We start from the raw sequence: 21,744 nt of genomic DNA, 5'->3' as shown, positions 1-21,744 counted from the left end.
GGAGAATTAGCAATGGCAATTGAAGTCAAAGTTCCCGACATCGGCGATTTCACTGATGTTCCAGTGGTTTCCGTCCTGGTCAGCGCCGGTGACGTGGTCGCAGCCGAAGACCCGCTGATCGAAGTTGAAAGCGACAAGGCCACTATGGAAGTGCCGTCCCCTGCGGCTGGCAAAGTGGTTGAGATCAAAGTGTCCGAAGGCGACGCCGTATCCGAAGGGTCGCTGATCCTGATGCTGGAAGCAGAAGGCACCGCAGCAGCGGAAGCCCCGGCCCCGAAAGCGGAAGCCGCTGCGACGGCAGCCGCAGAACCAACTCCTGCAGCAGCCCCCGCTCCGGCGGCGGTCACCGATGCCGGGTTTGGCAAGACCCACGCCTCCCCATCTGTGCGTGCCTTTGCACGGCAGTTGGACGTGGATTTGGCCAAAGTAAACGGGTCCGGCCGCAAAGGCCGTATCCTGCGTGAAGATGTAACTGCCTTCCTGAAAAGTTCCACGGCAGCGGCGCCTGCCGCCAGTGGTCCGGCACAGGGCGGCATGGGCATTCCGCCGATCCCAGCTGTCGACTTTTCCAAGTTTGGTCCGGTCGAAGATGTCGAGATGCCGCGCATCAAGAAACTGTCTGGTCCGGCATTGCACCGCAGCTGGCTCAACATTCCGCACGTCACCCATAACGACGAAGCGGACATCACCGACCTGGACAAGTACCGCAAGGAAATGGACACGATGGCCAAGGAAGACGGCTATCGCGTGACCTTGCTGTCCTTTGTGATCAAAGCATCTGTGTCGGCTCTGAAACAGCATTGGGAAGTGAACTCGTCGATCCATCCGGATGGCGATAAGCTGATCAAGAAAGACTACTACAACATCGGCTTTGCGGCAGATACGCCAAACGGCTTGGTTGTGCCTGTGATCAAAGACGCTGACCGCAAAGGCATTGTCGAAATCTCCAAAGATCTCATGGAGTTGTCCGGCAAAGCCCGCGCAGGTGAGTTGAAGAGCGGCGACATGCAGGGCGCGACCTTCACCATTTCCAGCCTCGGCGGCATCGGTGGCACATCTTTCACCCCAATCGTGAACGCACCGGAAGTGGCCATCCTTGGCCTGACCCGCTCCAAAATGGCACCGGTCTGGAACGGCGAAGAGTTTGTACCGCGCCTGATGCAGCCACTGTCGCTCAGCTACGACCACCGCGCCATCGACGGGGCATTGGCCGCACGGTTCACCGTGACGCTGAAAACCCTGCTTGGCGACATGCGCAAGTTGATGTGGTAAGGAGAGCAAAGATGGACGTCAAAGTACCTGATATTGGGGACTTTTCCGAAGTTCCTGTGGTCTCCGTTCTGGTTTCTGTCGGTGACACTGTTGCCGCTGAAGACCCGCTGATCGAGATCGAGAGCGACAAAGCCACCATGGAAGTGCCTTCTCCTGCCGCTGGCGTGGTGAAGGACATCAAAGTGGCCGAAGGCGACAATGTCTCCGAAGGCAGCGTGATCCTTGTGCTGGAAGCAGAGGGCGCTGCAGAAGCACCCAAAGCGGCCGCGCCAGAAGCACCTGCAGCGCCACAGGCTGTGGCCGCGACTGGCACAGCATCCGGCGCAGGTGATGTGCATGCCGAAGTGGTGGTTTTGGGTTCCGGTCCAGGTGGCTACACAGCGGCGTTCCGCGCCGCGGACCTTGGCAAAAAGGTTGTGCTGATCGAGAAAGACAGCTCGCTTGGCGGGGTTTGTTTGAACGTGGGCTGTATCCCGTCCAAGGCGCTGTTGCACTCTGCCAAGGTGATCACTGAAGCTGAGGAAATGGCAGAGCATGGCATCAGCTTTTCCAAGCCCGAGGTTGACCTCGACAAGCTGCGCAGTTGGAAAGAAAGTGTTGTAAATCAACTGACTGGTGGCCTTGGTGGTTTGGCGAAAGCCCGTAAGGTTCAGGTTGTGAACGGCTATGGCACTTTCACTGGGCCCAACATGATTGAGGTCGACAACAACGGCGAAAAGTCCACCGTCAGCTTTGACCAATGTGTCATTGCAGCCGGTTCTGAGCCGGTCACACTGCCCTTCATCCCACATGATGATCCACGTGTGATCGACAGCACCGGCGCGCTGGAGCTGGAAGATGTGCCTGAGCGCCTGCTAGTGCTGGGTGGCGGCATCATCGGCCTGGAAATGGCAACTGTATACGATGCGTTGGGCTCAAAAGTGACTATCGTTGAGTTCATGGATCAGATTATTCCGGGGGCGGACAAAGACGTTGTTAAACCGCTGCACAAGCGGATCGAAGGACGCTATGAGGCCATCCTAACCAAAACCAAAGTCACGGCGGTTAAAGCAACGGACGCTGGTCTTGAGGTCACCATGGAAGGCCCCAAGGGCGAAGTGGTTGATACGTTTGACAAAGTGCTTGTTGCGGTGGGGCGTCGCCCGAATGGGGCGAAGGTCAACGCGGCGGCGGCTGGTGTGGCTGTGGATGAGCGTGGGTTCATCGGCGTCGACAGTCAGCAACGCACTGGTGTGCCTCATATTTTTGCCATTGGTGACGTGGTTGGCCAGCCTATGCTGGCGCACAAGGCTGTGCACGAGGGCAAGGTTGCGGCAGAGGTGGCTGCGGGCCACAAACGCCACTTTGATGCGCGGGTGATCCCATCGGTGGCTTACACCGATCCTGAGGTTGCTTGGGTGGGTGTCACAGAGACACAGGCGAAGGCCGAAGGCATGAAGGTTGGCAAGGGAGTGTTCCCTTGGGCGGCGTCCGGTCGCTCGCTGTCTCTGGGCCGTTCTGAAGGGCTTACCAAGTTGATTTTCGACGAAGAATCCGAGCGCGTGATTGGCGCGGGGATCGTTGGACCCAACGCTGGTGACCTGATTGCAGAAGTGGCTCTGGCCATTGAAATGGGCGCGGATGCGGTTGATCTGGGCCATACCATTCACCCGCACCCCACTCTGTCCGAGACGGTCAACTTTGCCGCAGAAATGTTTGAAGGCACGATCACCGACTTGATGCCACCGCGCAAAAAGAAGTGATCTACACCGGATCAAAATTCGACGCGTCGCAGACCTCTGCGGCGCGTTTTTTGTTGGGCTGTTAACCGGCCTAAATGGCCTCAAAATCACGTCGGTATATTGTCGGTATCACGACTGTTTCGCGGAGGTGCGTTTTTCCGCCACCGCAAAACGCGCAACGGTAAACGCACCGCGCGTTGCCCCTTGATACAACAGCGTTAAAGCGGCCAGAAAAACGGGATCAGCGCGGAGGCCAAAATGCCAATCGACAGGTTCAGCGGAATGCCGACACGCATGAAGTCGGTGAACTTGTAGCCACCCGGTCCAAAGACCAGCATGTTGGTCTGATAGCCGATCGGCGTCGCGAAGCTAGCCGAAGCGGCAATCATGACAGCGACCACCAAGGGACGCGGGTCCACACCAATGGCCTGCGCCAGTCCCACCGCGATGGGCGTCACCACCACGGCCACAGCATTGTTGGACACAAGCTCCGTCAGCACCGAGGTCAGCAGGTAGATGGCCCAGATCAGCAGGAAGGGTGGCAGGCCCTGCAAAGCTGGTGCGAGATTGTTCACGATCAGCGACACGGCACCGGAGTGTGAAAGAGCTGCCCCGATGGCCAGCATGGAGAAGATCAGCGACAACAGACGGCCATCGACGAAGGAAAACGCCTCTTCCGCATCAATGCAGCGCGTCAATAGCACCACCGCCACGGCAAGAATGGCGAGGTAAAGAATTGGCGCGACCCCAAGCCCCGCCAAGATCACGATGCCCACCATGGCCCCTAAGGCAATGGGCGCATGCCCGCGACGATACTCGCGCTCTGACGGCTGAGACACATCAACCATATCCATGTCGGTGGCGAGACGTTGGATGTCCTCAGGCGCCCCTTCCAGCAGCAGCGTGTCGCCGACACGCACTACCAGCTGATCCAGCTGTTGGCCGATGTTCTGGTTCCGACGGTGCACCGCCAGTGGATAGACGCCGTAGCGGCGGCGCAGGCGCAGCGCGCCGAGCCGGCGACCAACCATCTTGCAACCCGGTGTGATCAGCGCTTCCACTGTGGTGGTTTCGACCGCACCCACCTGATCAAGTCGTTTCAGGGATTTATTACGCTGCAGGCTGAGCAGCTCTGTCATCTTGGTACGCAAAACCACACGGTCACCGACCTGAAGCGTGACCGCGCCGAGGTTGCGGCGCAGCGAGGTGTCCCCGCGGATCACGTCGATTAGACGCACGCCATCGCGTTTGAACAATTGCACGCCGGAGACTTCCCGGCCTATCAGGTTGCTTTCCGGCGGGATCACCGCTTCTGTGAAGAATTTCATCTGGCTGCGGTTGGACAGAAGGTCCGCCATGCTGGCGCGTTCCGGTAAAAGGCGTCGTCCCACAAAGTAGAGGTAGGCCATCCCCCAAACCACAATGATCAGACCCAGCGGCGTGACCTCAAAAATACTGAAAGGCTCCAATCCCTGATCACGCGCGACACCGTCCACCAAGAGGTTTGTAGACGTACCGATCAGCGTCAGAGTCCCGCCCATGATCGCGGCATAGCTCAAAGGGATCAACAACTTAGAGGCCGACGTTCCCAAAGTACGCGCCAGCTGGGTGAAGACCGGGATCATCACCACCACCACCGGGGTGTTGGACACAAATGCCGAAGCTAGGATCACAAAACACAGGAGCACGGTGATGGCCACTTGTGGGCGTTCTTGCGCCTGCCCGTCTGCCAGTGCCGTAAAGGCCGACAGGGCCCCGGTGCGCACCAGCGCGCCCATGACAATGAACATGGCGGCAATGGTCCATGGCGCCGGATTGGAGAGCACGTCAAGCGCGGCTTGGTACGGCAGGACCCCCAGGAACAGCAGCACGGCAACGCCGCCAATGGCCACCACTTCGGTTGGATAGGCCTCGCGCAGGAAGAGCACAAACATGCCCGCCACGGTCAAAAGCGCAAGCACCGCCTGAGTGGTCTGCGAAAATGCAAAAAGATCCATACCAATTCCGTCTTTACCAGCGGCCAACATTTACCATGAAGCCCCTGTCGGGCAAGAGATTTTAGGCGGTTTCAGCTTGGATACGTGGCTGCACCAAGGTCATGCCCACCAGGATCAGCCCCAATGCGGCCCAAACCCAGAGTGAATACTGTTCTTTGAGCAGCAACATGGCCCAGAGAACGCCGCTGCCGGTGACCACGTAGCTGACTTGCGCGGCAAAGCCGGCACCGGCGCGGGACACCAGCCAGACATAGGCGGTGTAGACACAAGCATGGATCACGGACGACAAGACCAACGCGTATTCGGGCGCGTTCCACTCGGTGCGCGGGTCAATGAACTGGCCAGAGACCAAAGCCAGTGGCAGCGCGAGAATGGCCCCGACAACGGAGGCGCCATAGAGCACGTGGCCCGCGCCCAACCCGTGCATGCCCCATTTGGACACCACATTGCCCTCAAAGGCATAACACAGCGGGCCAACCACGGCGATGGGGAGGAAGGCCACCATGGCCGGGTCTGGCAAAGCTTCGGGTTCGGCAAGGATGATCACGCCAATGAGTCCCGCCACCAAGCCGCCAAGGCGGAGCCAATTGAACCGGTCGGTGCCCATCAGCAAAGCAATCGGAAAGGCAAACATCGGCACCAGCGAGATCACAATCGACATCACACCAGAGGGCAGCTCCGCCGCGGCGCGGTAGGAAAAGCTGTTGGGAATGATGGTGCCAAGGCATGCGATCAGCATGAAGAACCAGAGCTTGTTGCGTGGTAGGGCCACGGATTTGCCCGTAACTAATCGCAACACAAACAGGAACGCCGCTCCAATTACGAGTTGCCAGAAAATCAGGCCAAGCGGCTCATAGCCTTCTGAAACGGCGATTTTGGCCAAGGGCTGATTCAGACCCCATCCGGTGCCAATCGCCAGAAGGACAATGATCCAGTAGACCAGTGGCACCTTAGGCTGGCCCGCATTGGCTCAACCGACCGCCCTGGCGCACCATTTCGATGCGTTTGGCAGCGCCGGTGCGGTCGTCAGTCTCGACATAGACCCCGGACAGCGTGGCTTCGCCCAGCGCAGGGGTGAAACGCGATTTTGGCATGCCTGTTACAAAGCGGCGCATGGGCTCTTCTTTCTGCATGCCAATCACCGAGTTGTAATCGCCACACATGCCGGCGTCCGCCTGAAACGCGGTGCCGCCGGGCAGGATTTGGGTGTCTGCTGTCGGGATGTGGGTATGGGTGCCCACCACGAGGCTGACACGGCCATCACAGAAATGGCCCATGCCCATTTTCTCCGAAGTGGCTTCGCAATGCATGTCGACAATCGCCGCCTGCACCAACCCGCCGCGCGGATGCGCGCGCAACACCTGATCTACGGCTGAAAACGGATCGCCATAGGGCTGTTTCATAAACACCTGGCCCAGCGCTTGGGCCACCAGCACTTTGCGTCCGCCTTGGGCGTTGAACACACGGAAGCCTTTGCCCGGCACATCCCCGCGGGCGTAGTTTAACGGGCGAATAATACGCGGTTCGTTCTGGATGAACTGCAGCATGTCTTTTTGGTCAAAGGCATGATCACCTAGCGTGATGCAATCGGCCCCCGCGTCGAGCAGCGCCTTGGCGTGGGCGCCAGACAGCCCCATGCCGTTGGAGGCGTTTTCGCCGTTGATCACGACTAAATCCAGCCGCCAGTCTTCGCGCAGCTTGGGCAGGCGTTCCACCACAGCCGCGCGTCCGGCGCGCCCCATCACATCACCGAGGAAAAGAATCTTCATGGACAATGGGGGTACCGCTGTTCCGGGCGCTTCTCAAGTCACGAAGTGCCGCTGGGCAAAATTCCGTCAGATCACGCATTAAGGACGCGCGCTGGAGGCCACAAAACTGTCCGGAAGCAGGGCTTCGGGAATGTGAATCTGTGTGAGTACAAAATAGAGAACTGCCAGTCCCAAAGCGAAGCGCCCAACTTTGTAAACGCGTGCAGCACCACGGGCGATTTGCGCTTTTGCCCCTATGCTGCGCGCGCCAATGCTGGGTCGGTTGCGTATGTCACGCGGCAGCCTATTGCGTTTGCCAAGCATGGCGGCGCGAAGATTGTTTTCGCTGCTTGTCATGGTTTTGAGTGCCATGGGCTTGGACGCTTCGTCACATCGCCGCTTCAACAGAATATAACCATCCGGCAGTTCGGGAATGTCGCTATTGTGCTGCACTTCATACACAGGTGCGTCCGGCCCATCAGCGCCGAACGTTTCATTATCACCAAGCATGCGCCCCATGCTGCGGCAATAGGAGATGAACGCCAGCATTATTTGGTAGTTTTCCATCCAGTCTTTTGTGTCTGGTGCACACATCACCATTTTGCCAAGCAACGCCTGCGACCCCAATCCACGCAATCCCAGCTGCACATTGCCATCTTCCAGTTGCTGTGCGTCATAAGGATAGGCCCCCACATATAGAAGCAGATTGAACCCACTAGAGGCAAGGCGCTTAAAGGTCGACCCGTCAAAGGCTTGATGAGATTGCCCCCAATGCACCGCGCTCGGCATCATCTGATCAATCAGCGCACAGCCCACAGCCTGCGCTATCAACATACGTTCCTCAAAGGTGTCGCGCTTGGTAACGCCGCCGAGCAGATCATCCATCGCCGTGGCCATTGCATCGTCAAAGCCCGCTGCCGCAAAAGCTTGGGTGAACCCCGGCACACTGCCCGGTCCCACCTCGATCAGCAGGGCGCATTTGTGTTGAAGAAGCGCCTTTGCCACATCCGGGCGCAGATTGGTGATCAATGGATTGCTGAGAATGCTTGCAAACCCATCAAGCGCCATCGGTTTGTCAAAACGCTGAATCGTGACATGCGTATTTTCCGAAGAGACTCCCAACAAATTAGGCGCGCTGAAGCCTTTGAGGTGCTGCCATGTACCGTGAGAGTGCAGTGCCTCTTGCAGTGGCGCCAACAGCCTTTCCAGTTGTTTAAACTGTTTGCCAAAGCTGCGGGCGTTATCAAATACCAGAACCACCTGAACCGGTTGGGACGCTTCTTTAATCATACCAAATACCCTAAAACGTGTTTCATCTGATTTTTTGCAACCAAATATGGCAACAACAGGAACGAACTGGGCAAAGAGCGAGGCGGGCACACCAATCGGCAAAGAATGACGTATTGGCGGGCATGTTTGGCGGAAGGCTCTTGTTCCGAGTGTATGGCGCGATAGATTGAGGCAAGACCCGACAACACAGGATGTTTTTGATGAAACCAATTTTGACCCTGACCGCGGTGGGCGCGCTGGCAACGCTGGCCGCCTGTGACGACTATTCTTCTCCCAACCAAGCGGCGGATGCGGCCAACCCTGCGGCGACCTTCTGTATCAACCAGGGGCACGGCTATGAGATCCGCAAGGATGCGGAAGGCAACGAATATGGCGTCTGTAAGTTCAAAGGCGGCGGTGAGCAGGATGCCTGGGAGTACTTCCGCATCAATGCGACCGGAGCCAACCCGGACCTCTAAGGTTTAGAACTCGATGATGCGGGTTTCTGTGATCATCATATCGAGAGGCTGATCGGTGTCTTCCAAAGGCAAGTGGTCAGCCTCTTGTGCGTCAAAGGCAAAGCCGATTGCCAAGGTGGCGCGACGAGACCGCAGGCGTTCCAGCGTGCGGTCATAAAACCCCCCGCCATAACCGAGCCGCCCGCCTTTGATGTCAAACGCCACCAGCGGCACAATCACGATCTCCGGGTCAAAGTAGTTGTCCTTGACAGGCACCTGTGCGCCAAAGGGGCCGTCACGCAAAGCGCCGTCCGGTTCCCAGCGGGAAAACTCCAGCGGCATGGCCTCGCCCTGGATCACGGGCACCCCGACGGGGCCGTGCGCGGAAGCTTCGGCCATGGCTGCGAGCGGAGAAATTTCGGTGCGGATGGGCATGTAGCCTGCGAGGGGTACGCCTCGGTAGCCTGCCAGCACTTCGGAGAGATGCGCGGACTGTCCCGGGCCCGCGTTGCCAAAGGCGTCTTTGCGGCGGGCGAAGGCGGCTTTGCGCGCGGCGGCTTTTTGTTCTGTCAGGTCCATCAACAACGTCTCCGCGTTAAAGCAGCACATGGGCCGCAAGCCCAAGAAAGAGGAAGAAGCCCACCACGTCGGTCACGGTAGTGACAAAAGGACCGGAGGCCAAAGCCGGGTCGATGTTCAAGCGCTCCAGCGCCATGGGGATCAGAATACCGCCCAGCGCGGCGGCGATTTGGGTGAGGAACATGGCGACGGCAATCACAAGCGCCAACATCGGCACGCCAAACCAGACACCGGCCACCCCAGCCATGATCAGACCAAAGAGCGCGCCGTTAAGCGCCCCAACAGACACCTCTCGCCGGATCACCCGCCAAGCGTTCTGTGCGGTGAGGTCTTTGGTGGCGAGCGCACGGACCGTCACGGTCATGGTCTGCGTGCCGGCATTGCCCCCCATAGAGGCGACAATCGGCATCAACACCGCCAAAGCGACCATCTGATCCACGGTGTCGGCAAAGAGATTGATCACACCAGAGGCCACGATGGCCGTCAGCAGGTTCACAAACAGCCAAGTGGCGCGGCCTTTGGCGGCATCAAGGATGGTGTCAGACAGGCTGGCCTCATCACTCACCCCCGCCATGCGCAGGATATCTTCCTCGTGCTCCTCATCAAGCACGACCATGGCGTCATCAATGGTGATCACCCCTACCAAGCGCTCATCCTCATCCACCACAGGTGCCGAGATCAGGTGATACTGGTTGAAGGCATAGGCGACGTCTTCCTCGTCCTGCGTCACCGGGATGATCTGGAACACGTCTTCGATCAGGTCTTTGAGCGGCAGATCCCGACGAGAGGACATGAGTTTGCCCAAGGTGACATTACCGATGGGCTTCATACGCGGATCGACAAGGATCACGTGATAGAATTGCTCGGGCAACTCCTCGGCATTGCGCAGGTGGTCAATCGCCTGCCCCACCGTCCAGTGCTCCGGCGCACAGACGGTTTCACGCTGCATCAAACGGCCCGCGGTGTTCTCCGGGTAGCTGAGCGCCTGCTCCACCGCGACACGGTCGGCATCCTCAAGCGTTTCAAGGATGGCTTCCTGCGCCGGTTCATCGAGATCCTCAACAAGATCCACGATGTCATCGCTTTCCAACTCCCGCACGGCCTCGGCCAGAACCTCGGGATTGAGGATGCCCATGACCTCTTCGCGCAGGCCTTCGTCAAGTTCCGACAGAATGTCCCCGTCAAACTCCTCACCATAAAGCTCCACAAGGCGGCGCCGGTCATAGGGGTTGATCTGTTCCAAAAGGTCGGCAATATCCGCAGGGTGCAGTGGCTCTGTCAGTTCGACCAGCGTGGCGCGGTCCTGCGCTTCCAACGCATAGAGCACGCCTGCTACAAGTTTTTTGGACAGGGTGTAGTCTTCCACGTCCAATTCTGGGGCGGTCTGCAACTCTGTGTTGGACATGACGCGCTCCTTTTTTGGCGAAGGACCAGTTTGTGTGGTCTTGGACTTGCTGCGGACCATAGATTAAATCAAAGCTGGGACTCAATGGGACACGACCGGTTGGGGCCGAAAAAAGACCCGCCCTCAAGAGATTGGAGAAAATTATGTGCGCACAGACCCTACTGCTTGGGCAGACGCTGAGCTTTGCCGCCAATCCGTTTGAGGCCGGTGTCGACGCCGCCCGGCATGAGAGCCATGGCGGGGTTGTTGTTGAGGGGGGCCGTATTGTGGCGCTTGGCACAGCAGATGCTATGCGCGAAGCCTACCTCACTGCGGAGGTTTTCGACTATGGCGACAAGCTGATCTCTGCGGGGTTTGTCGATGCTCATGTGCATTACCCGCAAACCGGTATCATTGCGAGTTGGGGCAAGCGGCTGATTGATTGGCTCAACAGTTATACCTTCCCCGAAGAGATGCGCTTTGGCGATCGGGCTTATGCGGATCAAATATCTGCCATGTACCTCGACCTCACTGCCAAACACGGCGTCACCACCATGGCGAGCTACTGCACCATTCATCCGGAATCGGTGGACGCCTTCTTTGAGGCGGCGCAGGCCCGAGGACAGCGGGTGATTGCCGGCAAGACCTGTATGGATCGCAACGCACCTGAGGGGCTGCGCGACACGCCGCAGAGCGCTTATGATGGCAGCAAGGCGCTGATTGATCGCTGGCACGGCCTGGACCGGATCAGCTACGCTATCACACCCCGGTTTTCGCCATCCTCCACACCGGAACAGTTGGAGGCGCTTGGCAGTCTTTGGACAGCGCATCCCGACTGCCTGATGCAGACCCACCTGAGTGAACAGACCGACGAGATTGCCTGGGTCAAAGATCTGTTCCCTGAGGCACGGGACTATCTCGACACCTATGAGAAATTTGGTCTCTTGGGCGAAAAAGGCCTCTACGGTCATGCTATTCACTTGGAAGAGCGTGAAAAGGATCGGCTGCGCGAGGTTGGGGCTGGTTTGATCCACTGCCCGACCTCTAACACCTTCATTGGCTCTGGCCTGTTTGACATGGGGGGTCTAATCGCCGCCGGTCAACGGGTTGGCTTAGCAAGTGATACCGGCGGCGGGTCCAGTTTTTCGATGCTGCGCACCATGGCGAGCGCCTATGAGGTTGGGCAACTGCGCCACAACCCGCTGCACGCGGCAGAGTTGATGTGGCTGGCCACGCAAGGCTCGGCACGGGCGCTGCATATGGAAGACAAGATTGGCAATCTGGCTGTCGGCATGGAGGCCGATCTGGTGGTGTTGGACTTGGCAAGCACGCCGGAGATTGCGCAGCGGTCCGCGCGGGCCAATGATTTGTGGGAAGCGCTCTTCCCCACCATCATGATGGGCGATGACCGCGCCATCTCCGCCACCTGGATCAACGGGAAGCCCGTCTAGAACAACCCGTTCTTATTCGCTGAGGTCGCTGGGATGGTTTGCAACACATCCCAGTGCTCCACAATCTTGCCGTTGTCATCAAAGCGGAAGATGTCGATGCCGGCGTAGTCTTCGTCACCCGGCCATTCCTGATGGCAGTGCAACACCACCATGTTGCCCTCGGCAATGGCGCGTTTGAAGTGCACCTTCTTGCCGGGATACTCTGCGGCCATGCGCTCAAAGTAAGCGATGAAGGCTTCTTTGCCGTCGCCCACGTGCGGGTTGTGCTGGATGTACTCCTCGCCAAGGTAAGCCTCTGCGGCCTCACGTGGCTTGTTCTGATTGAACATCAGATCGTAGAGCGCCATGGCGCTGGCTTTGTTGGTTTCCAAATCGGCCATGGCGGTCTCCTGTATGGCAGGGTCTAGAACGCTTTGAACGTCAATGTCGTCAAGGTGCGTTCGATGTTGGGAATGTCGAGCATATGGTGGTTGATGAACTTGCCCACATCCTCACCTTCGGGGATGTAGAGTTTCATCAGCAGGTCATAGTCGCCGCTGGTGGAGTGCAGTTCGGAGTGGATTTCTTTTAGTGCGATCTCTTCGGCCACGCGGTAGGTTGTGCCGGGTTTGCAGCGGATCTGGATAAAGACGCAGGTGGTCATAAAAGCCCTCATGTCGGTTTGGGTGTAAGCTGGCACAAATGCCACCCTGACCACAATCGCAAACTGCGCCCCCTTGGCCCGCGCGGGAGGGCTGCCTATAAGGTGGCCGACTATCAGCGAAGGATGACCAGATGCGTCAGGCAAGCGTGAGCCGCAGCACCGCGGAAACCAAGATCACCGTAGAGATCAATCTCGACGGGACCGGCACCTATGACAACCAGACTGGTGTGGGCTTCTTTGACCACATGCTGGATCAGCTGTCGCGCCACAGCCTGATTGACATGACCATCCGCGCCGAGGGCGATTACCACATTGACGATCACCACACGGTTGAGGATGTGGGTATCTCGCTGGGTCAGGCGCTGACGCAGGCGTTGGGTGACAAAAAAGGCATTCGCCGCTATGCCACTTGCCACCTGCCGATGGACGATGCGCAGGTGCGAGCGAGCCTTGATCTGTCCGCGCGTCCGTTCCTGATCTGGAATCTGGAGATGCCAACCCAGAAGATTGGGACCTTTGACACCGAGTTGGTGCGGGAGTTCTTCCAGGGTTTTGCGACCCACGGCGGGATCACCCTGCATGTGGATCAGATCCACGGATTTAACAGCCACCACATTGCCGAGGCCACCTTCAAGGCCGTGGCGCGCGCTTTGCGGGAAGCGGTGGAAGTGGACCCGCGCAAGGCAGATGCCATCCCATCGACCAAAGGCGCGCTGTAAGTTAGCTTACAATCGAAGACGTGAGAAAGCCCGCCAAGCGCGGGCTCTTTTTTATGATGGTGCCTTTTCGCAATCCACAATACAAGAAACACGCATAGATTGAATTGAGTGTCGTGTTATGGATGATTTTGAAGCACAGCAGCGGGAATGGCAGCGGATCCCCACACGCGAAGAGATGGAAAACCGCCTCAAAGCGGAAACCTGTCGCGGCGTTCAGTTTTACAAAACGGTGTATGCAGACACACCCGGCGCACCGGGGTGTTGGATTGGCGGCGAGCCAACGCTGCCCCCAGACATTGATTGGCCGACCTATACTGAAGACGACCTCACTGTTCCGATGCATTTTCTTGGGCAGATCAATTTGGCCGAAGTTGCCAAGTTTGATCACCTGCCCGAAATGCCAACAACAGGAACATTGTTTTTCTTCTATGACACGATTTATGCCCCCGTTTCCGGCACGATGGGTCAACAGGGCTCTCAGGTGATTTACGTGCCGGAAGATGTCTCAGTGTACCCGCCAAGACCAACCCCGCGCTTTCCGACAATCGAAACCGAATACGTATCCTATTGGTATCTTGAAACCCCGACGCAGGGCTATGCCAAGTGGAACGTGCAACTGCGCGACTTTGAAGACTACAACTACGATTTTGACAACGAAATTATGGACCGAGAACTGTCATCGCATCATTGGAACGTGATCACCGCACTTCATAACTGGCAAGAACGTCGTTTTAACCCCGCTGAAAACACGCAAAATCGGGCCAGTTCAGTGACAGTCAACACAATGTTTGGCGGTCGAAATCTAAAAAAATATGCAGACACTACCCGGCTGTTTTCGATCGGTGCCGATCCAGATATCGGCTTTGAACACGCGGGCAAAAACGTGTGTTTTTGGATTAATCCAAAAGATCTGCGCCTGGGGCGGTTCGACGCAAGCTTTGCACATGAGGAAGAGTGACAAGGGTACCCAGCCCCATTGTGTCGCAGACCACCGGTTGCTTCAGGCCGCTTCCCAGCCAGGTTTCATCCCGCGGAATTCCCGTTGGATCAGCCACTCCGCAATGAACATGTTGGGCACCCAGCAGGCCCAGCAGATCAGCGGATAAGCCGTGTCAAACCCCACTGTGAGTTCGCCAATGGGCAGGTAGAACCGCAAGGTGACGGCGGACAGGGTCAGCGCCGCTGAGCGGATCATCCAACGGCGGTGGGCCGGGATGTCACGCTGGATGGCCAGGTAGATCGCCACGGCGGTGGTGCTGAGCCAGACCACTGCGAGGGCCGCGAGACCGGAGGCTGCGACGGGCCCCTCCTCTGTGCGCAAAGCCAGGAAGAAACCCGACAGGCCGGACAGCAGGATCATCAGACCGTAGAGCCGTCCAAGCCAGCGATGCATCATTGGAAGGCGCAAGCGCAGTTTGGTGCTGAACTGCAAGGGCAAGAGCACCAGTGCCACGGGGGCAAGCGCAATGTGACCATACATCAAGATCGGCCGTTCCAGCGCGTGATGCAGCATGATCGGCATCACCACGGCGATGTCTGCAATCAGAAACCGCATGGAGGCCAAGGCAATGGCAATCGACAGGAACCAGATCAGCGGCAGGCTGCGCGGCAACAGTGGGCGCTTGGGGATGGGATACATGGGACACTCCGATCAAATTTGACACCGTAAAGTTAATCTTGACGCTGTAAAAATCAGAACTTCTTGACACTGTCAAGTCACAGGCTAGTTTGGGCCCATGACCACAGCAAAAACCCGCCACCACCACGGAGACCTCAAACGCGCGCTGATCCAGGCGGGCATTGACCTGTTGGAAGAAGGCGGGCTGGAAGCGCTCACGTTGCGCAAATGTGCGGCGCGCGCCGGAGTGTCACATGCAGCGCCAGCGCATCACTTCGCAGGCATGTCAGGCTTGATTTCCGCCATTGCCGAGGAAGGGTTTGACATATTTTCCAAATACATGACGGACGCGATTGAAGCAGGTGAACAGACCGACCGTGAACGTCTGCGCAGCATCTGTCGCGGCTATTTGCAGTTTGGATTGAGCCACAGTGGATTGCTTAAGGTGATGTTTGGCGAACATGGGCTGGGCATCCATGCGCCGCGTAAAGACAACCGCGAAGAGGCTGAGGCCTATCTCATTCTACGCGGTGTCTGTGCGCCATTTGTGCCGGAGGGTGAAGACCCGCATATTGTCGAGGCACAGGTCTGGTCGCTGATTCACGGCTTTACGCTGCTCTACATTGGCGGCGAGTTTGGCTGCACCTCCATGCCGATTGAAGACAGCCCGTTTGAGGCAGTCATGGCGCTGATTGACCGGATTGGCACACAGGCCAAGACCTAAAGCGCCACCCTGCCCCGCAGCCTCTTGACCCGCGCGGCGTTTCGCTTCACTTGGAAGCGACACGTAAAACGGGACCAAGATCATGCTCACAGCGATCATCGATTATGAAAGCGGCAACCTGCACTCTGCCGAAAAAGCCTTTCAACGGATGGCCGCAGAGGTGCATGGCGGCGAGGTTGTTGTGACCTCGGATGCAGATGTGGTGGCCAAGGCGGACCGTTTGGTGCTGCCCGGTGATGGCGCGTTTCCGGCCTGTGCCGCCGAGCTGCGTGGCCACAAAGGTATCTATGACGCGATGGTGGAAGCGGTCGAAGGCAAAGGCCGGCCGTTTCTGGGCATTTGCGTGGGCATGCAACTGATGGCGTCGCGCGGTCATGAATACGAACTAACCAAGGGGCTGGGCTGGATCGAGGGCGACGTTGAGAAGATTGAACCCAGTGATGTCAGCCTAAAAGTGCCGCACATGGGCTGGAACAATCTGGTGATTGACCACCCGCACGCACTGCTTGATGGCATCAACAGCGGCGACCACACCTATTTTGTGCACTCCTATCAGTTCCACGTGACCAAGCCGGAAGAGCGTTTGGCGCATGTGGACTATGGTGGCGACGTGACCGCCATCATCGGGCGTGACACAATGGTGGGCATGCAGTTCCACCCGGAAAAAAGCCAGGACATTGGCCTGCGGATGATTGGCAACTTCCTGACGTGGGCGCCTTAAAAGGCGATGTGAGAGGGGCCGGCCCCTCTTGCGCAAACGCGCAATTCACCCCGGGATATTTCTGGACTGAGAATCTGCCAAGTTAAGCCACGCGTAATGCTGTGGGAGCAGCCCCATAGGCTTTGCGAAAGGCGCGGGTGAAACTTTCCGGGCTATTGTAGGCGTAGCGGCGGGCTACTGCATCTACGCGGTCGCCGCGGGTGATGTCCTGGTGCGCCAAAATAAGCCGCCAGCGGCGCAGGTAGCCCATCGGGGTTTCGCCCACCGTTTGGGCAAAGAGTTCGGCAAAACGCGACAGGGACAGGCCCGCTTCCTGCGCGAGGTCAGCGTTGCTCCAGACCCGGCCCGGAAAATCATGCATGGCGACAATGGCGCGGCTGAGGCGCGGGTCCGCCAGACCAGCCAGCAAGCCGACGTCAGTGGTGCCTTGGGAAATCTGGTCGCGCAGCAAGCGCACCATGAGGGCTTCGCCAAGACGATTGATCACCGATTGCGCGCCGCAGCGGTTGGCGGTGGTTTCCTCCGCCATCAAGCGCACCAGGGCGCGGCTGTCTTCTTCACCGCTGAGGTCATAGCGCACCTCATCCGGCAAGGCGGCCATCAACGGGTTGGTCAACCCCATCCAGTCCACATGCGCGGCAAAGAGCACCTCGCCAGCGCATGACGTCGTACAGGTGCCGCGTGTCAGAAACACCACCCTCGCCGGGGTGCCATCCGCGCCTGCTTTGGCGATCAGATTGGCCTCCGTCAGCGTGGCGGGATGCACGGTGAGGTGAAATTTCTCAACAAGTGTCGTCAGGCGGTCCATGTGGAATTCCGGATTTTATGCACGATCAATCGGATTTATTTGACACAGAAACCTACAATAAGTCCAGCAAGCACAAAACAAGAGGACAACCCTATGCTGATCCCCCGTCAAAAAACCCCCAACCTGAGCCTGCCACTTGTGGGTGGTGGCACCTTTGACCTGACCGCAGAAGGCTCTGAGCGCGGCACCGTTGTGTGTTTCTATCGCGGCCTGCACTGCCCGATCTGCGCCACTTACCTGAAAGAGCTGGAAAAGCTGGTGGAGGCCTTTGCCGAGCGCGGTGTGACTTGCGTGGCCGTGAGCAGCGATGGCGAAGAGCGCGCCAAGGACATGGCCGAGAAAATCGGTGCCACCGGCCTGCGCATTGCCTATGATCTGCCGCTGGATGTGGCGAAGGACTGGGGTCTTTATATCTCCACCTCGCGCGGTAAAACCTCGATTGGCATTGAAGAGCCTGCGCTATTCAGCGAGCCGGGTCTGTTCATGGTGAGCCCGGAGCAGGCGCTATATTATGGCTCGGTGCAGACCATGCCGTTTGTGCGCCCGCATTTCAGCGAGCTTCTGGGGGCGTTGGATTTTGCGATCAAGAACGACTACCCCGCACGCGGCGAATACACCGGCGCGGTGTAACCGACCTCCAAGCAAACAAAAAAGGCGCGGTCCTGCCGCGCCTTTTCTTCTGTCTGACGAGATAGGTTACTTCACGCGGCTCCAACTGCCGCCGCTGCGGCAGATGCCCAACACACAACCGCTGACGGCCAGCGAATTGCCGGAGAGCACCAACTTGCCTTTGTAGGTCTTGTCACGATCCGGCGAGTAGACTTTGCCGCCGCTGTAGTTGCCGCCACCATCGTTGACCATATCCCAGATGATCTTGCGGCCATTGTTGGGCGAGTTCAACTCGCTGCCATCCGGGTTGAAGGATTTGGCCAGCGTGCCGCAAATCTTGCTGCCGCAAGCGGCGACTGAGATCAGGCCGTAGTTGCCGTTGTCATCCGGAATGGTTTTCCAGGTGCCATAAATGGGGTCTGCGAAGGCCGCTGTGGCCCCAACAAGCGTCATGGCTGCAGCCATTAGCGTTTTTTTCATCATTTTCCTCCCGTGTATTTGCCCGAAACTCTGCGGCAAGGCTATGAGTCGCATCAACCCTGACTTTGGGTCAGGTGGTGATGTCTCGCCGCGTTGCAATTTTGACGGCACCATGCAAAACCAATCTTAACAGCCGGTTTCGGCGCGACATGATAAGAAGGCCCCTGCCCCATGATCCTTTATCCCGCAATTGACCTCAAAGATGGCAATGCCGTGCGTCTGCTGCATGGCGACATGGACAAGGAAACCGTATTCAACGAGAACCCGGCAGCGCAGGCGCTGGAATTTGTCGAAGCGGGTTGTGAGTGGCTGCATCTGGTGGACCTGAACGGCGCCTTTGCTGGCATTCCGATCAACGCCACACCGGTGGAAGAGATCCTCAAGCAGACCAACGTGCCTGCACAGCTGGGTGGCGGCATTCGCGACATGGCCACCATTGAGCGCTGGATTGGCAAAGGCCTGTCCCGCGTGATCCTTGGCACCGTGGCAGTAGAAAACCCAGACTTGGTGCGTGAGGCGGCCAAGGAATTCCCAGGCAAAGTCGCCGTGGGCATTGATGCGCGCAACGGCAAAGTGGCGACCAAGGGCTGGGCCGAAGAAACCGATGTAGACGTGATCGATCTGGCGAAATCGTTTGAAGACGATGGTGTGTGTGCGATCATCTACACCGACATCCTGCGCGACGGCGCGATGAAGGGCCCCAACGTCGAGGCCACTGCGGCACTGGCCAAAGCGGTGTCGATCCCGGTGATCGCAAGCGGTGGCGTGAGCTCTGTTGAAGACCTGAAAGCGTTGAAAAATTGCGGCGCAGAGCTGAACGGCGCGATTTCCGGCCGGGCGCTGTATGATGGCGCGATTGATCTGGGTGAAGCGCTCAAAGTTCTGAAAGCGTGAGACTGCGGCGCAAGATTGCCTATGGCGTCTTGACCCTGTTGCTGGCCGCCTGTGTGTGGCCAGCCTATCTGGTGTGGTGGGCCCAAAGCACGGCAGAGGCAAGTGGCTGCAAGTTTGGCATGGCCATGCACACCGATGGCTGCTGGGTGGACGGCGAAAACATCGCCACACAACTGAATGCCGCCTATGCCAATGCCGGTTTTTTGCTGCTGAGCATGCCAGTGGGCTTTGTGATTGTGCTCACGCTTTTGGTGATGATCGGCCAAGACCTGCGGCGCAAAACCACAGGCTCTGAGGAGGAGGCGTGACCTTCTGACGCCTTGGCGTTTCCAGTTGTGGCTCCCAAGTTGAGTGTGCGAACAACTCAGGAGACGCAGATGTCCGTTTCATTCTTTGATGTCACCGCCACCCCGCTTCCGGAAAGCAGCGACCTGCACGCGCGCATAGGTGCAGAGGACTTTCTGGACTGCTATTGCATCGACAGCGATATGCCTCCGCGCCAGGCTGCCGAGATTGTCACCAATTTCCCCGGCTGGGCGCAGATGTTGGCCAACTTGCGGACCATCCTGGTCAAGCCTTTTGGTCTGCGCACCGAAGCCCCTGAAGGAAAAGACTGCGTGGGCATCTTTCCGGTGGAGAGTGAGAGCGACACCGAAGTGATTGCCGGCTTTGATGACAGCCACCTGAACTTCCGCGTGTCGGTTTTGTCTGAAGGCGGCAAGGTGTTTGTCGCCACCTGGGTGCACCGCAACAACCTGTTTGGGCGGATGTATCTGGCGACAATCATGCCATTTCACATTTTGATTGCCCGGGATGCGCTGGTGCGGGTGGCACGGGCAGCCTGACCCCAGCTTGATCGGATTGTCTCAGATTGCACGTTGCGCCCTGTCACGCTAAGGAGAGGCGCAACGCTTTGAGAAAGCTCCGATATGCTGAAGACCCGTATCATTCCCTGTCTGGATGTCGCTGATGGCCGTGTGGTCAAAGGTGTGAATTTTGTTGGCCTGCGTGATGCCGGTGACCCGGTGGAAGCCGCGCGCGCCTATGACGCGGCTGGCGCCGACGAAATCTGTTTTCTGGACATCCATGCGACCCACGACAATCGCGGCGTGATGATTGATATGGTGCAGCGCTGTGCGGAGCAGTGTTTTGTGCCGCTCACCGTGGGCGGCGGTGTGCGCACCGTGGCCGATGTGCGGCGTCTGTTGCTTGCAGGGGCGGACAAGGTGAGCTTCAACTCTGCGGCGGTGGCCAATCCGGATGTGATTGCCGAGGCTTCCGCGCAATTTGGCAGCCAGTGCATTGTCTGTGCAATTGACGCCAAAACCATTGGACATGACGAAAACGGTGAGCCTAACAAATGGGGCATCTTCACCCATGGCGGGCGCAAAGCCGCCTTGGACAAAGACGGCAATCCCATTGATGCGGTGGAATTTGCCAAGCTGGTGGTGGCCAAAGGCGCAGGGGAAATCCTGCTGACCTCAATGGACCGCGACGGCACCAAGGCGGGCTTTAACCTGCCCCTGACCAAAGCGATCAGCGACGCGGTGAACGTGCCGGTGATTGCTTCCGGCGGCGTAGGCAACCTGGATCACCTTGTCGAAGGGGTCACCAAAGGCGGTGCCAGCGCGGTCCTGGCGGCGTCGATCTTCCACTTTGGCGAATTCACCGTGCAGGAAGCCAAGCAATATATGCACGACGCCGGTATTCCGATGAGGCTGACATGAGTGTTCTAAACGATCTGGCCGCAACCATTGCCGAGCGCGCCAAAGCGGACCCAGAAAGCAGCTGGACAGCGAAGCTTCTGGCCAAAGGGCCTGAGAAATGCGCCGAAAAGTTCGGCGAGGAAGCCATTGAAGCGGTGATTGAAGCCGTGAAAGGTGACCAAGAGAAGCTGACCTATGAGGCGGCGGACGTGCTTTATCACCTACTGGTGATGCTGGAAGCGCGGGATGTGGCGCTGGACGATGTGCTGGCGGAGCTGGCACGGCGTCAGGGCATCAGCGGCGTGGCCGAGAAAGCTGCGCGCCCCAAAGGTTAAGCAAACGCTTGGGCATTTGCGCGGTCACGATTATAGTCGCGCAAAAACCCAAGGGGCAGCGAGCAGATGATAGCAAAATTGCGGGTGGGACTGGCGCTTTTGGCGGCAGTGGTTTTGGTGGCGTGTGGCGCACCTCAAAAACAGGCGCCAGCCGATGTGGCGTGGCTGACCCAAGCGCTGATCTCCCTTGATCCGGTTGTGGACCCTGCCGAAGCGGCACGGGCGGCGGAGATTGCTTACACCTACTCGCTGGTCTTGCGGCAGGACTACAACGTCACCGACGGCGCGCTGATGCACAACGCCAAGGTCAATCAGGGCCTGCGCCCACGTGGGCTGTGCTGGCACTGGGCCGATGATCTACAAACCCGCCTGCGTCTGGAAGGGTTTCAGACGCTGGACATGCACCGCGCCATTGCCAACCACGACACCATCCTGATCGAGCACAGCACCGTTGTGATGAGCGCCAGGGGTGGCAAGATGCGCGAGGGCATCGTCTTGGACCCCTGGCGCTTTGGCGGCTATTTGTTCTGGTCGCCGGTACTGGAAGACAGCCGATACAACTGGGAAGAGCGCCACGTCGTGCAGGCAGGCCGGAAACAGTAAAAATG

26 protein-coding genes are annotated in these 21,744 nt (G+C 58.3%); 15 read left to right on the top strand and 11 right to left on the bottom strand.

The features are described from left to right. Window positions 1-12 precede the first annotated feature (12 nt). Both aceF and lpdA read left to right on the top strand, forming a co-directional pair. Window positions 13-1,272: a dihydrolipoyllysine-residue acetyltransferase gene (gene aceF / locus MK208_RS04580; protein WP_294114377.1), complete on the top strand. Its 1,260-nt coding sequence runs from the start codon at window positions 13-15 to the stop codon at window positions 1,270-1,272. Window positions 1,273-1,283: 11 nt separating this feature from the next. After that, the gene (gene lpdA / locus MK208_RS04575) at window positions 1,284-3,014 is read left to right on the top strand and encodes a dihydrolipoyl dehydrogenase (protein WP_294114375.1); all 1,731 of its coding nucleotides are present in this window, start codon (window positions 1,284-1,286) and stop codon (window positions 3,012-3,014) included. A gap of 197 nt (window positions 3,015-3,211) precedes the next feature. Here the strand turns inward: lpdA and MK208_RS04570 are convergent, their stop codons facing one another. The 4 genes from MK208_RS04570 to MK208_RS04555 all read right to left on the bottom strand — a co-directional run bounded on the left by MK208_RS04570 (window position 3,212) and on the right by MK208_RS04555 (window position 8,238). Beyond that, a complete protein-coding gene (locus tag MK208_RS04570) occupies window positions 3,212-4,990 on the bottom strand; it encodes an SLC13 family permease (protein ID WP_294114373.1) in 1,779 nt (592 codons plus the stop codon). A 61-nt stretch (window positions 4,991-5,051) separates the two neighbouring features. Beyond that, complete coding sequence (locus MK208_RS04565; protein WP_294114372.1) at window positions 5,052-5,939, bottom strand: DMT family transporter; 888 nt, start codon at window positions 5,937-5,939, stop codon at window positions 5,052-5,054. 1 nt (window position 5,940) lies between these two features. Continuing rightward, window positions 5,941-6,759 carry a TIGR00282 family metallophosphoesterase gene (locus tag MK208_RS04560; RefSeq protein ID WP_294114371.1) on the bottom strand — a complete coding sequence of 273 codons (819 nt, stop codon included), beginning with the start codon at window positions 6,757-6,759 and terminating at the stop codon, window positions 5,941-5,943. Window positions 6,760-6,837: 78 nt separating this feature from the next. Next, window positions 6,838-8,238 (bottom strand): hypothetical protein, encoded by a 1,401-nt coding sequence (locus tag MK208_RS04555; RefSeq protein WP_294114370.1) that lies wholly within the window; start codon window positions 8,236-8,238, stop codon window positions 6,838-6,840. On the opposite strand from MK208_RS04555, the gene MK208_RS04550 reads away from it, so the two are divergent. Further along, a complete protein-coding gene (locus tag MK208_RS04550; protein WP_294114369.1) occupies window positions 8,229-8,486 on the top strand; it encodes a DUF333 domain-containing protein in 258 nt (85 codons plus the stop codon). The two genes, MK208_RS04555 and MK208_RS04550, sit on opposite strands and share 10 nt — an antisense overlap. A 3-nt stretch (window positions 8,487-8,489) precedes the next feature. On the opposite strand, the gene MK208_RS04545 is transcribed toward MK208_RS04550, so the two are convergent. Beyond that, a complete protein-coding gene (locus MK208_RS04545; protein ID WP_294114368.1) occupies window positions 8,490-9,047 on the bottom strand; it encodes a 5-formyltetrahydrofolate cyclo-ligase in 558 nt (185 codons plus the stop codon). 13 nt (window positions 9,048-9,060) lie between these two features. Further along, a complete protein-coding gene (gene mgtE, locus MK208_RS04540; protein WP_294114365.1) occupies window positions 9,061-10,449 on the bottom strand; it encodes a magnesium transporter in 1,389 nt (462 codons plus the stop codon). Window positions 10,450-10,592: 143 nt separating this feature from the next. Between mgtE and guaD the strand changes: the two genes are divergently transcribed. Next, on the top strand, window positions 10,593-11,879 hold the full coding sequence (gene guaD, locus MK208_RS04535) for a guanine deaminase (protein WP_294114364.1): 1,287 nt from the start codon (window positions 10,593-10,595) through the stop codon (window positions 11,877-11,879). Here guaD and MK208_RS04530 read toward each other — a convergent pair. Both MK208_RS04530 and MK208_RS04525 read right to left on the bottom strand, forming a co-directional pair. After that, entirely contained in the window at window positions 11,876-12,259 is a 384-nt protein-coding gene (locus tag MK208_RS04530; RefSeq protein ID WP_294114362.1) for a nuclear transport factor 2 family protein, read from the bottom strand. The genes guaD and MK208_RS04530 overlap by 4 nt on opposite strands. A gap of 23 nt (window positions 12,260-12,282) precedes the next feature. After that, window positions 12,283-12,522 (bottom strand): Lrp/AsnC ligand binding domain-containing protein, encoded by a 240-nt coding sequence (locus MK208_RS04525; protein WP_294114360.1) that lies wholly within the window; start codon window positions 12,520-12,522, stop codon window positions 12,283-12,285. A gap of 131 nt (window positions 12,523-12,653) precedes the next feature. Here MK208_RS04525 and hisB point away from each other — a divergent pair, with 131 nt between their 5' ends. Further along, window positions 12,654-13,241, top strand: coding sequence for an imidazoleglycerol-phosphate dehydratase HisB (gene hisB, locus MK208_RS04520; protein ID WP_294114358.1), 588 nt, complete (start codon window positions 12,654-12,656; stop codon window positions 13,239-13,241). Between the two features lie 118 nt (window positions 13,242-13,359). Continuing rightward, window positions 13,360-14,199, top strand: a complete 840-nt coding sequence (locus MK208_RS04515) for a DUF1963 domain-containing protein (RefSeq protein ID WP_294114356.1) — start codon at window positions 13,360-13,362, stop codon at window positions 14,197-14,199. Between the two features lie 42 nt (window positions 14,200-14,241). On the opposite strand, the gene MK208_RS04510 is transcribed toward MK208_RS04515, so the two are convergent. Beyond that, a complete protein-coding gene (locus MK208_RS04510) occupies window positions 14,242-14,880 on the bottom strand; it encodes a DUF2306 domain-containing protein (protein WP_294114354.1) in 639 nt (212 codons plus the stop codon). Window positions 14,881-14,977: 97 nt separating this feature from the next. Here MK208_RS04510 and MK208_RS04505 point away from each other — a divergent pair, with 97 nt between their 5' ends. Together MK208_RS04505 and hisH are read left to right on the top strand one after the other, a co-directional pair. Next, complete coding sequence (locus MK208_RS04505) at window positions 14,978-15,583, top strand: TetR/AcrR family transcriptional regulator (protein WP_294114353.1); 606 nt, start codon at window positions 14,978-14,980, stop codon at window positions 15,581-15,583. A gap of 82 nt (window positions 15,584-15,665) precedes the next feature. Next, complete coding sequence (gene hisH, locus MK208_RS04500) at window positions 15,666-16,304, top strand: imidazole glycerol phosphate synthase subunit HisH (protein ID WP_294114352.1); 639 nt, start codon at window positions 15,666-15,668, stop codon at window positions 16,302-16,304. 82 nt (window positions 16,305-16,386) lie between these two features. On the opposite strand, the gene MK208_RS04495 is transcribed toward hisH, so the two are convergent. Further along, window positions 16,387-17,112 carry an AraC family transcriptional regulator gene (locus tag MK208_RS04495; protein WP_294114350.1) on the bottom strand — a complete coding sequence of 242 codons (726 nt, stop codon included), beginning with the start codon at window positions 17,110-17,112 and terminating at the stop codon, window positions 16,387-16,389. 93 nt (window positions 17,113-17,205) lie between these two features. On the opposite strand from MK208_RS04495, the gene MK208_RS04490 reads away from it, so the two are divergent. Further along, window positions 17,206-17,742, top strand: coding sequence for a peroxiredoxin-like family protein (locus tag MK208_RS04490; RefSeq protein ID WP_294114347.1), 537 nt, complete (start codon window positions 17,206-17,208; stop codon window positions 17,740-17,742). A gap of 66 nt (window positions 17,743-17,808) precedes the next feature. On the opposite strand, the gene MK208_RS04485 is transcribed toward MK208_RS04490, so the two are convergent. After that, window positions 17,809-18,201 carry a DUF2147 domain-containing protein gene (locus MK208_RS04485; RefSeq protein WP_294114345.1) on the bottom strand — a complete coding sequence of 131 codons (393 nt, stop codon included), beginning with the start codon at window positions 18,199-18,201 and terminating at the stop codon, window positions 17,809-17,811. Between the two features lie 171 nt (window positions 18,202-18,372). Here MK208_RS04485 and hisA point away from each other — a divergent pair, with 171 nt between their 5' ends. From hisA to MK208_RS04455, 6 genes are all read left to right on the top strand, one after another. Then, window positions 18,373-19,095 carry a 1-(5-phosphoribosyl)-5-[(5-phosphoribosylamino)methylideneamino]imidazole-4-carboxamide isomerase gene (gene hisA, locus MK208_RS04480; protein ID WP_294114343.1) on the top strand — a complete coding sequence of 241 codons (723 nt, stop codon included), beginning with the start codon at window positions 18,373-18,375 and terminating at the stop codon, window positions 19,093-19,095. Then, on the top strand, window positions 19,092-19,403 hold the full coding sequence (locus MK208_RS04475; RefSeq protein WP_294114342.1) for a hypothetical protein: 312 nt from the start codon (window positions 19,092-19,094) through the stop codon (window positions 19,401-19,403). The genes hisA and MK208_RS04475 overlap by 4 nt, the downstream gene beginning before the upstream one ends. Before the next feature lie 69 nt (window positions 19,404-19,472). After that, window positions 19,473-19,940: a DUF2867 domain-containing protein gene (locus tag MK208_RS04470; RefSeq protein WP_294114339.1), complete on the top strand. Its 468-nt coding sequence runs from the start codon at window positions 19,473-19,475 to the stop codon at window positions 19,938-19,940. 84 nt (window positions 19,941-20,024) lie between these two features. After that, complete coding sequence (gene hisF / locus MK208_RS04465) at window positions 20,025-20,822, top strand: imidazole glycerol phosphate synthase subunit HisF (RefSeq protein ID WP_294114336.1); 798 nt, start codon at window positions 20,025-20,027, stop codon at window positions 20,820-20,822. Beyond that, complete coding sequence (locus tag MK208_RS04460; RefSeq protein ID WP_294114333.1) at window positions 20,819-21,136, top strand: phosphoribosyl-ATP diphosphatase; 318 nt, start codon at window positions 20,819-20,821, stop codon at window positions 21,134-21,136. Before hisF ends, MK208_RS04460 begins: the two co-directional genes overlap by 4 nt. Before the next feature lie 66 nt (window positions 21,137-21,202). Next, window positions 21,203-21,739, top strand: a complete 537-nt coding sequence (locus MK208_RS04455; RefSeq protein WP_294114331.1) for a hypothetical protein — start codon at window positions 21,203-21,205, stop codon at window positions 21,737-21,739. The last annotated feature ends 5 nt before the right edge of the window (window positions 21,740-21,744 follow it).

This window comes from Shimia sp. (assembly GCF_022448905.1).
In the GTDB taxonomy this organism is placed as follows: Bacteria; Pseudomonadota; Alphaproteobacteria; order Rhodobacterales; family Rhodobacteraceae; genus Shimia.
This window is presented reverse-complemented; position numbering and strand designations above follow the sequence as displayed.